General features: G+C 44.0%; 12 protein-coding genes and 1 pseudogene. 11 read left to right on the top strand and 2 right to left on the bottom strand.

Translation table 11 applies throughout. From position 1 onward, the window contains the following. The first annotated feature begins 72 nt into the window (after nucleotides 1-72). The 4 genes from MKY98_RS08950 to MKY98_RS27060 all read left to right on the top strand — a co-directional run bounded on the left by MKY98_RS08950 (nucleotide 73) and on the right by MKY98_RS27060 (nucleotide 4,571). On the top strand, nucleotides 73-1,482 hold the full coding sequence (locus MKY98_RS08950) for a glycoside hydrolase family 1 protein (protein ID WP_069012180.1): 1,410 nt from the start codon (nucleotides 73-75) through the stop codon (nucleotides 1,480-1,482). Nucleotides 1,483-1,617: 135 nt separating this feature from the next. Beyond that, on the top strand, nucleotides 1,618-2,520 hold the full coding sequence (locus tag MKY98_RS08955) for a LysR family transcriptional regulator (protein WP_029516653.1): 903 nt from the start codon (nucleotides 1,618-1,620) through the stop codon (nucleotides 2,518-2,520). A gap of 123 nt (nucleotides 2,521-2,643) precedes the next feature. Next, nucleotides 2,644-3,783 carry a 5-methyltetrahydropteroyltriglutamate--homocysteine S-methyltransferase gene (locus MKY98_RS08960; RefSeq protein ID WP_069012179.1) on the top strand — a complete coding sequence of 380 codons (1,140 nt, stop codon included), beginning with the start codon at nucleotides 2,644-2,646 and terminating at the stop codon, nucleotides 3,781-3,783. A gap of 302 nt (nucleotides 3,784-4,085) precedes the next feature. After that, a complete protein-coding gene (locus MKY98_RS27060) occupies nucleotides 4,086-4,571 on the top strand; it encodes a DUF1036 domain-containing protein (protein WP_029516655.1) in 486 nt (161 codons plus the stop codon). 204 nt (nucleotides 4,572-4,775) lie between these two features. Here the strand turns inward: MKY98_RS27060 and MKY98_RS08965 are convergent, their stop codons facing one another. Next, entirely contained in the window at nucleotides 4,776-5,114 is a 339-nt protein-coding gene (locus tag MKY98_RS08965; RefSeq protein ID WP_029516656.1) for a helix-turn-helix domain-containing protein, read from the bottom strand. A 391-nt stretch (nucleotides 5,115-5,505) separates the two neighbouring features. Between MKY98_RS08965 and MKY98_RS08970 the strand changes: the two genes are divergently transcribed. The 3 genes from MKY98_RS08970 (at nucleotide 5,506) to MKY98_RS08980 (ending at nucleotide 6,603) form a co-directional block, all read left to right on the top strand. Beyond that, nucleotides 5,506-5,733 (top strand): hypothetical protein, encoded by a 228-nt coding sequence (locus MKY98_RS08970; RefSeq protein ID WP_256026102.1) that lies wholly within the window; start codon nucleotides 5,506-5,508, stop codon nucleotides 5,731-5,733. A 100-nt stretch (nucleotides 5,734-5,833) separates the two neighbouring features. Next, on the top strand, nucleotides 5,834-5,932 hold the full coding sequence (locus MKY98_RS08975) for a hypothetical protein (RefSeq protein ID WP_014599622.1): 99 nt from the start codon (nucleotides 5,834-5,836) through the stop codon (nucleotides 5,930-5,932). A gap of 221 nt (nucleotides 5,933-6,153) precedes the next feature. Continuing rightward, on the top strand, nucleotides 6,154-6,603 hold the full coding sequence (locus MKY98_RS08980; RefSeq protein ID WP_069012177.1) for a DUF6386 family protein: 450 nt from the start codon (nucleotides 6,154-6,156) through the stop codon (nucleotides 6,601-6,603). Between the two features lie 131 nt (nucleotides 6,604-6,734). On the opposite strand, the pseudogene MKY98_RS08985 reads toward MKY98_RS08980, so the two are convergent. Further along, nucleotides 6,735-7,865, bottom strand: a pseudogene (locus MKY98_RS08985) (phosphodiester glycosidase family protein). 133 nt (nucleotides 7,866-7,998) lie between these two features. Here MKY98_RS08985 and MKY98_RS08990 point away from each other — a divergent pair. From MKY98_RS08990 to htpG, 4 genes are all read left to right on the top strand, one after another. Beyond that, nucleotides 7,999-8,472: a DUF7716 domain-containing protein gene (locus MKY98_RS08990; RefSeq protein ID WP_069012175.1), complete on the top strand. Its 474-nt coding sequence runs from the start codon at nucleotides 7,999-8,001 to the stop codon at nucleotides 8,470-8,472. A 50-nt stretch (nucleotides 8,473-8,522) separates the two neighbouring features. Beyond that, on the top strand, nucleotides 8,523-9,836 hold the full coding sequence (locus tag MKY98_RS08995; protein ID WP_029516660.1) for a PQQ-binding-like beta-propeller repeat protein: 1,314 nt from the start codon (nucleotides 8,523-8,525) through the stop codon (nucleotides 9,834-9,836). Nucleotides 9,837-9,990: 154 nt separating this feature from the next. Then, nucleotides 9,991-10,614: an SMI1/KNR4 family protein gene (locus MKY98_RS09000; protein ID WP_069012174.1), complete on the top strand. Its 624-nt coding sequence runs from the start codon at nucleotides 9,991-9,993 to the stop codon at nucleotides 10,612-10,614. 180 nt (nucleotides 10,615-10,794) lie between these two features. Next, nucleotides 10,795-12,675, top strand: coding sequence for a molecular chaperone HtpG (gene htpG / locus MKY98_RS09005; protein ID WP_069012173.1), 1,881 nt, complete (start codon nucleotides 10,795-10,797; stop codon nucleotides 12,673-12,675). Nucleotides 12,676-12,766 lie beyond the last annotated feature (91 nt).

The following is a 12,766-nucleotide window of genomic DNA, read 5'->3' on the forward strand; positions in this document are numbered from 1 at the left end:
CAGGAAAGCCTATCATCACATTCATGAATTGCAAATTCAGAAGGATATAACGATAACTGGAGGGACTATAGCATGAAACATAATCAATTGAAGGCATTTCCTGAAAATTTTTTCTGGGGTGGTTCAACTTCTGCTTATCAAGTAGAGGGTGCATGGGACGAAGATGGAAAAGGCCCCTCTGTCATTGACATGGCTAATCACGTCGAAGGAGTCACTGATTTTAAGGTAACCAGTGATCATTACCATATGTTCAAAGAAGACGTAGCTCTGATGGCTGAAATGGGCTTTAAGGCGTACCGCTTCTCGATTGCTTGGACACGCATCTATCCGCAAGGCGCCGGTGAAGTCAATGAGAAGGGAATTGCGTTTTACAGCTCATTGATTGACGAACTCATTAAGTATGGCATTGAACCGATTGTTACTATGTATCATTTTGATCTGCCTTATGCTCTTGAACAACAAGGCGGTTGGTCGAAGAGGGAGACGATTGATGCCTTCGAACAGTATGCCAAAACATTGTTTGAGAACTTTGGAGACAGGGTGAAATATTGGTTAACCATTAATGAGCAGAACATGCTGATTCTCCATCCCGGTTCTATTGGCACATTAGATGCAAGTCTGGAAAATCCGCAAAAGGTACTGTACCAACAAAATCATCATATGTTAGTAGCCCAGGCGAAAGCCATGGTATTGTGCCACGAGATGCTGCCTGATGCGAAAATTGGACCAGCACCGAATATTGGGGTCATTTATCCAGCCAGTTCCAAGCCTGAAGATACGCTGGCGGCGGACAACTATGCAGCCATTCGCAACTGGCTCTATCTGGATATGGCTGTGTTTGGCCGATACAACCATATTGCCTGGAGCTATTTGGTCGAGAAAGGCTATGAGCCTGTCATTGAAGAAGGGGATATGAATATATTAGCGAAGGGGAACCCGGACTTTATCGCATTTAATTATTATACCTCTCAAACCGTAGGAGAAAGTTTAGATGACGGGAATGATTTTTCACATACAGGAGATCAGCATGAAATTGTGGGTGAACCCGGAGCATATCGAGGTTCCGTTAACCCCAATCTGCAAACGACGGAGTTTGGTTGGGAGATTGATCCGGTCGGTTTTAGATCCACGTTACGCCAAATTTATTCTCGCTACCACTTGCCTTTGATCGTGACAGAGAACGGCTTGGGCGCTTTTGACAAGCTGGAAGAAGGGGATGTAGTGAATGACCCTTATCGTATTGACTTTTTCAAGAAACATATTGAGCAGATTCAATTTGCTATTACAGATGGTGTAGACGTATTCGGCTTCTGTCCGTGGTCTGCAATTGATCTGGTGAGTACCCATCAAGGCTCCAGCAAGCGTTACGGGTTTATCTATGTGGATCGTGAGGAGTTTGATCTCAAGGATCTGCGTCGTATTCGTAAACAAAGCTTTTATTGGTATCAAAAGCTGATCTCCACAAACGGTGAAATTCGTTAATTAAAGCCGCCGTGAAAAAGCACCTCCTTGAAATGGATGTTACCATTTTGAGGGGGTATTTTTAAATTCCCTTTTTCAGGAGCATGGGCATGTATTATATAATAGAAGAAACACAAACGGAAAGGACATCATGCATTGACCCTACAACAATTAAAATATGTCATTGAGGTTGCCAATCGCGGTTCCATGAATGAGGCGGCAAAGCGGTTGTTCATTTCCCAGCCCAGTCTGTCGAACGCGATTCGTGATCTGGAGGAAGAAATTCATATCACCATTTTTGAGCGTACCAATAAGGGGATTTCTTTGTCCAAGGAAGGCGTGGAATTCCTCGGTTATGCACGTCAGGTCGTTGAGCAGGCGGAGCTGCTGGAAAGTCGCTATCTGGATGCCAAGCCTACACCACAGCATTTTGCTGTGTCCACGCAGCATTACGCTTTTGCCGTAAATGCATTTGTGAATCTGGTGAATCAATATGGTCAAGAAGAGTATGAATTGGCTTTGCGAGAGACCAAAACCCATGAAATCATACAGGATGTCAAAAGCCTGCGCAGTGAGATCGGAATCCTGTATCTGAACGAATTTAACGCCAAGGTCATTAACAAGCTGCTAAAAGATGCGAATCTACAATTCAACAGCCTGTTTACGGCCAAGCCACATATTTTTATCAGTGCCAATAATCCGCTATCCCAACAGTCCATCGTGACCATTGACCAGCTTTATCCGTATCCGTATTTGTCCTTTGAGCAAGGGGAGTACAATTCCTTTCACTTTTCCGAGGAGATTCTCAGTACGTTATCGCATCCCAAAAGCATTCGCGTCCATGACCGGGCGACCCTTTTTAATCTGCTCATTGGGTTGAACGGCTATACCATTTCTACCGGAGTGATCAGTGCCGATCTGAACGGTAACGACATTATTTCCGTCCCTCTGGAATGTGATGAGTCTATTAATGTGGGATGGATTTGCCATAAAAATGCTGCGCTCTCCAAGCTGGCCACTGTCTATGTAGAAGCGCTGCATGAGGCGATAGGGGAATAAAAAGTTGGGTATAGCCCTAGGCTATAACTAGCTATAGTTTATTGGAGTTACCTTATAACTGAAAATGTATGTTATCTTTCTTACAAGAACTTCACTATAGAAGCGAAAAAGGAGATAACCCTAATGAGCAGCATCCTTGATAATGCATCCCAACGTAAAGTGACCCCTTTTAGACATGATATGGTCGGCAGCTTTTTGCGCCCGCAAGCGATTAAAGACGCCAGAATTCAATTTCAAAATAATGAAATCTCTGCGGACGAGCTGAAACAAATTGAAGATAACGAAATTATCAAGCTAGTGGAAAAGCAAAAATCCGTAGGACTTCAAGCCGTGACGGACGGTGAATTCAGACGCTCTTGGTGGCATCTTGATTTTATGTGGGGTCTGGACGGTGTGGAAAAGGTACAGCTTTCGAACGGCTACCAATTCCAAGGTGTGGAAACAAGAGCGGAAACCGCACGCTTGTCCGGTAAAATCGGACATTCCCGTCATCCTTTCATTGAAGATTTCAAATTCCTGAAGCAAGTAGCAGGTGAGGATGCGATCGCACGCCAAACGATCCCGGCACCTGCACAGTTCCTGGCCGAGCTATTGCGCGGAGAGAATAAAGAAACAACCGATACGTATTACAGCAATCTGGATGAACTGGTGACGGATATCGCCAAAGCCTACAAATCCGTGATTCAAGCGTTGTACAATGAGGGTTGCCGCAGCTTGCAACTGGATGATTGCACATGGGGTATGCTCTGTGATAAAAACTATTGGGAAGCTAGACAGCATGCGGGTGAGAATGTGGAAGATACCAAAAAGCTATTCGCTCGCGTGAATCAGGAAACGGTGAAGGATCTTCCAGCCGATTTGGTCGTTACGACCCACGTATGCCGTGGTAACTACCATTCCACCTGGGCATCTTCTGGCGGCTATGAGCCTGTAGCCGAAACCCTGTTCGGCATCGACAACATCGACGGCTACTATCTCGAATTCGATACCGACCGTGCAGGCGATTTCACACCGCTTAAGCATCTGAAAGATCAAAAGCAGGTCGTACTGGGTCTCGTTTCCTCCAAAACGGGTGAACTGGAAGACAAGCAGACGGTCATTAATCGCATTAAGGAAGCGACTCAATTCGTCGACATCAACCACATCTGCCTCAGCCCACAATGCGGCTTTGCTTCGACAGAAGAGGGCAATATTCTGACAGAAGAGCAGCAGTGGAAAAAGCTTGCTTTCATTAAAGAGATTGCGGACGAGATTTGGAAGTAAGGTTTGGTTTAGGATATTTAAAAGGTTCTATTAGTTAAAAATATTTTATTGAAAAACACGTCATATATGGACGTGTTTTTTGATCTTTACAAGATTAGGTGGGGGTTTTCTTTTGATTGAATTCTATAACATTAACAACATGGTCATATGGTTTCGCCAAACTGATGGCGGGAAACTCTAAAAAAGCATAATCTCTGAGTATCCTAAAAAAGGCTAAGACTCTTTTATGTTTGTCCACTTCCTATTTACAACTCTTGCATACAATGGATTGTAGAATGGTATTAAGAGGGAGTGACAAAAAAATGAGTCTTTATTTTCGAAACAGCACCAATTCTACCGTACAGGTAGCCATTTTCTATCACGCGAGTAGGTGTGGGTTTGTCTTTGTGGGACAAACTGGTATATTGTCTACCTGGTACCGTTTGGCGCCTGGTCAAACGAGGGAAGTTGTTACTGGCAACGTAGGGGATAGAACAATATATTATTACGCTGAGAGCGTATCAAGAAATCTTGTGTGGTCAGGTAGTTTCCCCATACATGTTCCTAATTATAACTTCAGTGGATGTTGGATCTGGAATATTAATGGTAATCTATGCAATAATTGCAGAAGAGTTGGTTTTAAAACACTTAACATCCAACGCGGTTTCGTGAACTTCACAGTCAACCTTATTACAAATAGTGCTCAAAGAAAAGCGAAGCTAAAAAATGTTCGTATGGTATTGCCCACAAAAAGGGTAAAAAGAAAATTTAAATTGAATGACCGCAAGAAACTACCTAGAAGCCAATAATTTCATAATGGCGGGAAATCCTTTGCAATTTCGTATTCGATTCGGTTCGCGCTTTTATATAAGAAACTTGAAATTAAGATAATACTGGATATATATATGTTATTTTAATGTTCGATAGGGTATTGAACTTACGTAAAACAATAGTGCAATAGGAACTGCCTTGTTAACTAAAGGTGGCTCCTTTATTTTTGCTAAAAAATCCTTTTATTTTGTAATCTCCCGTATCACATTCCTCGCCAAGCGTACTTTCTCTGGACTCGATTTTTGGAGTATTTTTACGATTTCTTGTATATCAGTTTCATGTTTTGTAACCTTAATATCCTCATTTACATAAGCAAAAAGCTGAATCAAATTAACATCCAGTGCATTAGCAATTTTAGCTATATTTATTAAAGATACGTTTTTTTCTCCACGCTCAATCTGCCCTATGTATGAAAAATGGAATCCACCTTTTTCCCCAAGCGACTCCTGAGACAATCCTTTTTCTTTTCGCAAAGCACGTATTCTGGCACCCACTAATTTAAGAACTTCTTTATCTTCCATCGTCTACACCTCACTATTCTAAAAGTGTAGACAAGATATCCAAACGAAAACATTGAATAATGAATATAATAAATAATAATAATATCTATAAGTATTATTTTGGAGTATAATAAGACAAATATTGAAATTCTCTGGAGGAATAGATATGAAAGAAGCTCTTTCTACCTGTATTCCAAGTCCCACACAATCGTCCAGATCCTCACAACACCTACATCATTCAATAACTGATTTTCAAACTCTATCACAATACCACATGAAACTAGCCCAAATCCTGTACAAGCACAATCAAGTCCAATGCTGCATTATCCTATGTGACTGGGCTTTGACCTCTATGTTAAAAGCACTATATATGAAAGAAACCAACAGCCTTTTCCCTCCGGGATTCCTGTCCATGACGGATCTGCTGCACTTATTACATACTGATACCAGCCCGGGATTGGATGTTGTCGTATTTATAGGCACCACTCAATTTCTTTCAGCCCAGTTAGAAACTCCGCTCCTTCAAAAGATGAAGCGAAAGGATGTGAGCAGGCTACTGCGAAGAACGGACGACATTCTCTGCCAGTTGTCATCCCGAGTGATCAGCGATCCGTCCGAGACGTATCAGTCCATTTTCTGAGAGGGCCCTCCATGGCAAATAAACTTGCCAATCCGCCCTGTCGGTATCCGCTTTTCTTCATAAGATAAGAGTATGCTTTAACGCAAGGAGGGATTCAGACATGGGTGAAGTAGGTTACGGTGGAGCATGGACATCCACAGGTGCAATTTTGGTATTGTTCATTTTGTTGGTAATTATTACTAAGTCTTTTCTGATCTAACAGCAGATTAGTATTGCTTAAATCCACAAATCGGCCTTCTTTCGCGACATCGTGAGGGAGGGCTTTTTATGCAAAATGGATGGTAGCTCTAGTATGTTGTCTGGCCCTGCAAGCATTGTTATACTTTACATACAGGGAGATATTCCCTCTAGTATATAGCAATACGGATAGCGGAAGACGTGAAAAAACGGAAATTCGCTGACGGAAATTAGGAGGGTCGCATGATGAATACGGCAAGCAATCCATTTCAATTTACAACAGATACGGCGACTCTTTGCCTATTTGATACGCAAGCTCTGAAGCATCGCTTGAACGATGAGCCGGATTGGTGGTCCATTGAAGAGGACGAGCTGGGCGAGTTGAACAAAGGAAATGTTGCTTTTTTGAATCTGGGAGCGGACGGAACGTATGAGGTTGTGATGACAGATCATATCGACAAGCCTGCTGTGCGGCTGTTTTTGAAGGTTCCCTCAGGCAACCTATTTATTGGAGCAGGGGAGGAAGCCACAAGTGGTGGGCTGGAGCCTGAGTGTGTATGGGGAGGGATGTTCCTTTCTTTGCAACCGGGACTTTATGAATGCATGGCAAGCAGAGAAGACAACCGTATTTACCTTTCTATAAAAAAAGGAAGCGAAGGCAGCAATAGCTTTACAGATCTGATTCGATTGTAGATTGCAGGATCAATACGTGACGGCCATACATGCCGCTTGAACAGGTGGAAGCAGGAACAACCGAAGCTAGAGGAAATGGAAAAAGGCTATCCCCACGGCTTACAGATCCGTGAAGACAGCCCTTAATCCGTCTATTGATACTTTACAATAATGGCATTGCTGATTTGGCGGCCGGGTGTGGTGAGATAGGAGCCGTTGTAATACAGCCCGCTGGAAGCACCGCCGTCCAGATTCATGGCCTGATAAGCGCCGGCCTGCTTCATCATTTGGGCGAGCTGCGGAATGGTCGCTCCGCTTGTGGTCAGGAGGATCAGCTTATGATCCCGACTCATTCCGAGTGCGCTGCGGGCGCCGCCGCCTGTTAATATTTTAGGGTCCTAGAAGCCTTCGGCTTTGACATTTAGGGAAACCTGACCGTTCGTAACCAGACGAGGTCCAGCTTGAAGAGCACCTTCGACGCTGCCTTGACTTAAGCGTTGTTCAAAGGCAGAACCTGACACCAGCTCGGATAAATGGTTAGCATCGTAGGTGAAGACCGTCCGTTGGTCGCCGGAGCTCTTTTTCAACATCTTTCCATGGCTGACCAGGTAGCCGTAAGGCGTTTTGTAGGAGCTTTTGGTATAGGCATCAAAGAATGTACCGTTTATGGCTACAACCGCTTGATTACGTTTAGCGAGACTGCTTAAGTCTTCCACTTTACCAATGGTATCGCCTGCTAGAGCCACGTCTAGGCTTACCTTGGGATGGAGCATAGAGATGGTGACCACCTTAGCGGAAAAGGTACGAGACCCGACCTTGAAGCTTTTATGAGCCGTTGTAATGGGGGGAGTATTTCCGGGTAGCTTACCAGTAAGTACCGGAAGCGTGACGGACGTTGTACCCTGCTTAATGCGTACAGCTGAGGTTTCCTTTTGCCATGAGACTTGCAGGTTTAGATATTGGCTGACGAACTGCAAGGGTACATAGGTCGAACCATTATCGGTAAAAGGAGCGTTTTGCAAACGGACCGTCTGGTCATTCACTTTGGCGGTAGATTGTCCGGTGAATAATGTGATCCGGGTATTGCCTTGCGCGATTTCTATTTTTTTGTCCGCGGCAGTCATGTTGAGTGTGATCCCTTCATAGCTGTTCAGGAGACGGAGCGGGATGAAGGAGTGGTTACTTTGATCCACATAGACCAGCATAGGTGCTGGGGCAGCAGCGTAGATCGGGGTTACAAGTAATAGCAAGGACAGGATAACAAGTGCGGTGATTCTTTTCATGAATAGATCAATCTCCTTATGTAGTCTTGACACTTTACGAGGTGCTTGTAGTTATATCGGATTTTGTGAGTTGTAAATGTATGTTATACGAATGTTGAGTGTTTAACTGATATAGGAAGCGGGGTGGCTGGGGATGAGCAGGTATGAGACGAGACTTGAGGATTACCGTCGCAGAGAGCGCCCGTCTTATCGTGTGTTTGAAGGATTGCAGGAATTGGTGCATAGCGTGGGGCAACTGCATAATAACTGGTTATATGTGAATGTAGATCAATTGGATCAGGACCCTGTTCACACACCGATTTATTATTGGGATGAGCATTGGCTAGAGGAATGTGCAGAGGAGGGTACAGCCGTAACCAACGAACATGACGAGTCTATTCCCAAGTGGGTGCCAGATCGTCAGGTTCAAACCTGGTTTGAGTTGGCGACCTTCGAAAGTATTGTGGAAGTCCTTAAGGCTGCTGGACAGCCAGTGACGCTTCAGATGGTGATTATAGCGGTAAAATACTATGACAAGCACGATGCCTATCTGGACTATGAAGAGGTGAAGGCAGTGACAGACCTGTGGTCTGTGCTGACAAAGGTGAGAAACCACCTAGCAGAATGAACAAGCCTGTAGATCGAACGGGGCATACATACACTGGATGGGGGAAGCGAATGAGTTGGTTGGATCATGAAATGGCAGCAAAGTGGCGACAGGAAGGAAAAAGGTATGCTGCAGATGTGAATGAATTTGTCAGAATCGGTATGGAAAGTCAGTGGCAGCAAGAGCAGCCAGAGCCAAAGCAAGACGAACGCTCCAAACTGGCCGAAGATATTTTTCGTATGATTCAGGACGCAAATCAGGCAGAGGAAACAGAGCAGTTACGTCGGGAAATTCCGGCTGCATCCTGGCCGCTTACAGCAGCGTTTGAGGAGGCTTTGCAAGCCGTTAGGCCGATAGCCTTTATGAATGGAGGCAATGAAGTCATTCTACATGCGGGCAATCCTCGGGAATGTGGAATGATCTATGTGGCGGGAAAAGATAGAATCTTGCAAATCCCCGGACTGCATCGAGTAGGCTGTTCGCCAGACGGGACTTATTTTGCGTTGGTGGATGGACAGGGGATTCGTATTGTTCGTCAACCGGACTTAAATCTGCAAGGAGAAGAGACAGCACATTTTCAGTGGAAGGATATACAAGGACGCTTAAAAGCATCCATTCCTGATTTGGAGTGCTTGGGAGATGAAGAGCATCCAGAGGATATATTAGATGAAGTGATTCCGTTTGGCGATGGACAGCGAGTTCTGCTGGTATGCGGTTACGGCGTTTATTTGTTGGCTGGTGATCAGGTGGATTTGATCCATCCCAAGACGTCTGAACGAAGAGAACTAGAGCTGGAAGACACGATTGTGGATATGGCCCATGGAGCTGTGTCGAGGGATGGACGCTGGATCGCTTACGGTAGCCAGATGAGTGAGCATATGCTTATGGATCTGTCCGATAAGACGGTGCATACATTGGAGCCAAATTCTAGTTATCCGCATTATGCTGTATTTTCCAAAGATGATTTGAATGTCTGGTACAATGCCTGTCATTTCTACAACGGCGCCACCATTCAAGTGTCGATTGCTGAGGTGGATCAGGGTCTTGCTCAGAATAAGGAAGAGTGGCCGATGATAAATGAAGAAATGCGAGTATACGCTGCAACAGCACTGACGCAAGGATCTATTTTGGGTGATGCCTACGGTTATCTCCGTCTGATTGACAGGGAGGGGCGTGAACTTTGGCGCTATTTTGTCGGCAGTACGATATCCGGGCTGGCAGTTACACCCGATGAAGGCATGTTGGCGGTTGGAACGTATGGTGGTATGCTTCATTTGATTGATTTGCAGAGCAGCACGAAGGACGAATATAGCATTGGCACCGCTCTAATTCACGAGACAGAACGTTGGATGATCTGGCGTAACTATGAGCCGTTGCGCTGGTAATACTAATATTCCGCAAATGGTGATAAAAGCAAGTTCTGATAAGCTGAACTTAAAAGTGCAGTAACACATGAATACAATGCTATTTTCATATAGAGAGCATTTGGCATAAACCCATGATGCAAAATGCGAATAGAGAGGAAAGAGGTGTGAGGACATGGACAAGAAAGCGGATATTCGTACATCTATGAAGGAACTATTTGCACAGATGGATGAAGCCTTTTTTATGGATGTGGAAGAAAATGTACCGATTGAAATGCGTGATGGGAATGTCGACGAGGAGGGATGGATCAAGTGGAAGCCTCTCCCTTCACAGATTACTGAACAGGAAATTCGGGAGATGGAGGAAAAATACCATTTTGAGCTGCCGCCTCTGCTAAGGAGTTTTATCATGTCCTACCATTATGTATCTTTACAATTCGATAATGAATCCATTCCGGGAGTATACTGGAGCGATTGTACGTTTGTTGAGTTCCCGCGTCTGCCTGTAGGTCAAGGCTTAAAGGCATTTTATGATTTGATCGATCAATGGTCACCTCTGCTGTCAGCAGGCTACATTCCTTTTGCAATAGCAGAGGACGACCAAGGTCCCGTTTGTTTAAATGTAGGTAGCAGACATAAGGACGGCGATTATCCTATTGTTTGGTTCTTTCATGAGGACCTACAGCATTTGGATGAGGATGAGCTGCGGATCAGGAGTAATCTGCTTCCCCATGTACAAGGGCTGTTTCCCTCCTCTGTCGAAATGTTTAACGTGATGTTTAAACACATTAGACACTAGCGATTTCCTAAAATGTAATTTTACTGCTCAGCCAACCGAGATATTGACATAAAAAATGAGGAATGTTATAAAAAAGGTAGGCTAGCACTCGAAAGATGGGAGTGCTAACAAAGTAGAATCGTTTGCATAGCTCATATCTGCTGGCCTTACATAGGTTTACATCTGAAAGGAGATATCCGAATGGAGAAAAAACAGTTTCAGGCTGAGTCCAAGCGTCTGCTCGAAATGATGATTAACTCGATTTACACGCAAAAGGAAATTTTTCTAAGAGAGCTGATCTCCAATGCAAGTGATGCGATTGACAAAATTTATTATAAAGCATTGACGGATGATCAACTGGTCTTTGACAAAGAAAATTATTATATCAAAGTAACTGCCAATAAGGATAATAGAACGCTAACCCTGCGTGATACCGGGATTGGTATGACTAAGGAAGAACTAGAAAATAACCTGGGTGTTATTGCTAAAAGCGGCTCACTGGCATTCAAAAATGAAAATGAATCCAAGGATGGTCATGACATCATCGGTCAATTCGGCGTCGGCTTCTATTCAGCTTTCATGGTAGCAGATGTGGTTACAGTGACTACCAAGGCTTTGGGAAGCGATACTGCATATAAATGGGAATCCACAGGTGCGGACGGGTATACCATTGAGGCAGCTGAGAAGGACGAGGTCGGAACCGAGATTGTTCTGAAAATCAAAGCAAACACCGAAGATGAGTCCTACGACGAATATTTGGACGAGTATCGTTTAAAAGCACTGATTAAAAAATACTCCGACTTTATCCGCTATCCGATTAAAATGGATATTACAGGCAAGCGGTTGAAAGAGGGAAGCGACAACGAGTTTGAGGATTACGAGGAAGAACAGCGTATCAACAGCATGGTTCCGATCTGGAGAAAAAACAAAAGCGAGCTGACCGACGAGGATTATCAAAATTTCTATGCGGAAAAACGCTATGGCTACGACAAGCCGCTCCAGCATATCCATGTCAGCGCGGACGGCGCGGTAGTGTACCAAGCTATTCTGTTTATTCCTGAGAATATCCCGTTTGATTTCTACTCCAAGGAATATGAAAAAGGGCTGGAGTTGTATGCCAACGGTGTGCTGATTATGGAAAAATCCCCTGATCTGCTGCCGGATTATTTTAGCTTTGTCAAAGGTATGGTTGACTCCGAAAGCTTGTCACTCAACATTTCCAGAGAAATGCTGCAGCATGACCGTCAGCTGAAGCTGATTGCCAAAAATATCGAAAGCAAAATCAAAGGCCAATTGCTGACCTTGCTCAAAAATGACCGGGAGAAATATGATCAATTCTACAAATCATTTGGCAGACAATTGAAATTTGGTGTCTACAACGATTACGGCAGACATAAAGAAACTCTGCAGGATCTGCTCATGTTCTACTCTTCTACAGAGAAAAAGCAGGTTACTTTGGACGAATACGTATCACGTATGCCAGAAGATCAAAAGTATATCTATTATGCTTCCGGCGAGTCCAACGAGCGTATTGAAAAACTGCCGCAAACCGAAATGGTGGCTGACAAAGGCTACGAAATTCTGTACTTCACTGATGATATTGATGAGTTCGCTATTAAAATGCTCTTAAGCTACAAAGAGAAAGAATTCAAATCTGTATCAAGCGGCGATCTGGGCATTGAGCCTGACGAAACTGAGAAAGAAACAGAAGCAGAACAAAACGACAACAAAGAGCTGTTCGAGTACATGAAGGGCTTGCTGGAAGGCAAGGTATCCAGTGTTAAAGCCTCTAAGCGCTTGAAGACACATCCGGTATGTCTGTCCGCAGACGGCGAGGTGACGATTGAGATGGAAAAAATCTTGAACGCCATGCCTAATAACGCTGATGTCAAAGCGAATAAAGTGCTGGAAATCAATATAAACCATGCCGTGTTCAATTCTTTGAAAGAAGCTTTTGCCGAGGATAAGGAGAAAGTAAACCTCTATACGGCATTACTGTATAATCAGGCTTTGCTGATCGAAGGCTTGCCACTGCAAGATCCAGTTGAATTCACGAACGATATTTGCAAAATCATGGTTTAACAAGTTTTATTACTATATAGAGCCGTTCCCGTACTGGGAGCGGCTTTATTTATCATAAACGTTTCCTAAAGCTTCATGATAGATCATATAG

Source organism: Paenibacillus sp. FSL M8-0228 (genome assembly GCF_038007385.1).
Taxonomy (GTDB): domain Bacteria; phylum Bacillota; class Bacilli; order Paenibacillales; family Paenibacillaceae; genus Paenibacillus; species Paenibacillus polymyxa_D.

Bases quoted from the DNA above. Each gene is read 5' to 3' on its own strand.
- MKY98_RS08995 (WP_029516660.1), top strand. From the start codon at position 8,523: ATGAGTTGGTTGGATCATGAAATGGCAGCAAAGTGGCGACAGGAAGGA.
- MKY98_RS08990 (WP_069012175.1), top strand. From the start codon at position 7,999: ATGAGCAGGTATGAGACGAGACTTGAGGATTACCGTCGCAGAGAGCGC.
- MKY98_RS08965 (WP_029516656.1), bottom strand. From the start codon at position 5,114: ATGGAAGATAAAGAAGTTCTTAAATTAGTGGGTGCCAGAATACGTGCT.
- MKY98_RS08980 (WP_069012177.1), top strand. From the start codon at position 6,154: ATGATGAATACGGCAAGCAATCCATTTCAATTTACAACAGATACGGCG.
- MKY98_RS09000 (WP_069012174.1), top strand. From the start codon at position 9,991: ATGGACAAGAAAGCGGATATTCGTACATCTATGAAGGAACTATTTGCA.
- htpG (WP_069012173.1), top strand. From the start codon at position 10,795: ATGGAGAAAAAACAGTTTCAGGCTGAGTCCAAGCGTCTGCTCGAAATG.
- MKY98_RS08950 (WP_069012180.1), top strand. From the start codon at position 73: ATGAAACATAATCAATTGAAGGCATTTCCTGAAAATTTTTTCTGGGGT.
- MKY98_RS08975 (WP_014599622.1), top strand. From the start codon at position 5,834: ATGGGTGAAGTAGGTTACGGTGGAGCATGGACATCCACAGGTGCAATT.
- MKY98_RS08970 (WP_256026102.1), top strand. From the start codon at position 5,506: ATGACGGATCTGCTGCACTTATTACATACTGATACCAGCCCGGGATTG.
- MKY98_RS08960 (WP_069012179.1), top strand. From the start codon at position 2,644: ATGAGCAGCATCCTTGATAATGCATCCCAACGTAAAGTGACCCCTTTT.
- MKY98_RS27060 (WP_029516655.1), top strand. From the start codon at position 4,086: ATGAGTCTTTATTTTCGAAACAGCACCAATTCTACCGTACAGGTAGCC.